Origin of the sequence: Dyella flagellata, assembly GCF_030160275.1 — a bacterium.
Lineage (GTDB): Bacteria > Pseudomonadota > Gammaproteobacteria > Xanthomonadales > Rhodanobacteraceae > Dyella_B > Dyella_B flagellata.
Genome location: NZ_BSOA01000066.1, coordinates 1 through 1,057 on the forward strand (window position 1 = coordinate 1; position 1,057 = coordinate 1,057).

Annotated in this window: 1 protein-coding gene; it reads right to left on the reverse strand. The window is 62.6% G+C overall.

Annotated features, from left to right (window positions below; genetic code table 11):
• The coding region (locus tag QQJ96_RS23525) for a condensation domain-containing protein (protein WP_284334477.1) at nucleotides 1–1,057 on the reverse strand (1,057 nt) is incomplete at both ends.

Consider the following 1,057-nt stretch of genomic DNA (forward strand, 5'->3'; position numbering starts at 1 on the left):
CGTTGCGCTTGCGCTTCGAACAGCTGATGGATGCAATGGTCTTGCGGGTAAGCCGCTTCGGTGCGGTTCCAGGTCTCCAGCAACAGCATCCGCTCGGCATCGCCCAGCATCGGGATACGCGGCACGGCCTGTTGCGCGTCCGCCACCATCGCTCGCAAGGTCGCCAACAGATAGTCCCGATGGCGCTGTACCGTCGCTTCATCGAACAATGCTGTGGCGTAACTCAGCGCGCCTTCGATGCAGCCATCGCGCTCACCCAACTGCAATTCGATGTCGTACTTCACGCTGTCCCAGGCAAGATCCAGCGGTGCGACCTGCAACCCAGGCAAGGCCAGGTCCCCGATCTCGTTGTTCTGCCATACCAGCATCACCTGGAAGATCGGTGGGTGCCCCATCTGCCGCGGCGGCTGCACGATTTCCACCACCTGCTCGAACGGCAGGTCCTGATGCACCTGCGCATCCAGCACGGTCCGCCGCACCCGTTCCAGCAGTTCGATCACCGTCGGCGTGCCGGACATGTCGATGCGCAAGGCCAGCGTATTGACGAAAAATCCGATCAAGCTTTCGATCTGCGGGTGCTGCCGATTGGCGCTGGGACTGCCGATCACCAGATCGTCCTGCCCCGACAGCCGTGACAGTACGCTGGACCAGGCCGCCAGCAGCGTCATGAACAAGGTGACGCCATGCTGCTGGCTGAGATGTTTGAGGGAAGTACTCAAGGCCGGATCGAGCCGGACCGGCACACTGGCACCGGCAAAGCTTTGCCGGATCGGACGTACGCGATCGGTGGGCAGTTCCAGCAGCACCGGCACATCGGCCAGCTGCTGCTTCCAGTACGCCGCCTGCGCCGCTAAGCGCTCGCCGCTGAGCCACTGCCGTTGCCAGTGGGCATAGTCGGGGTATTGGATGGCCAAAGGCGCGAGCGGATCGCCCTGCCCCGCGCTGAAAGCGCGATACAGCTGATTGAGTTCGTGGATCAACACGCCAATCGACCAGCCATCGGACACGATGTGATGCTGGGTGAGCAGACAGACATGCTCGTCGGCGCTGACACGGA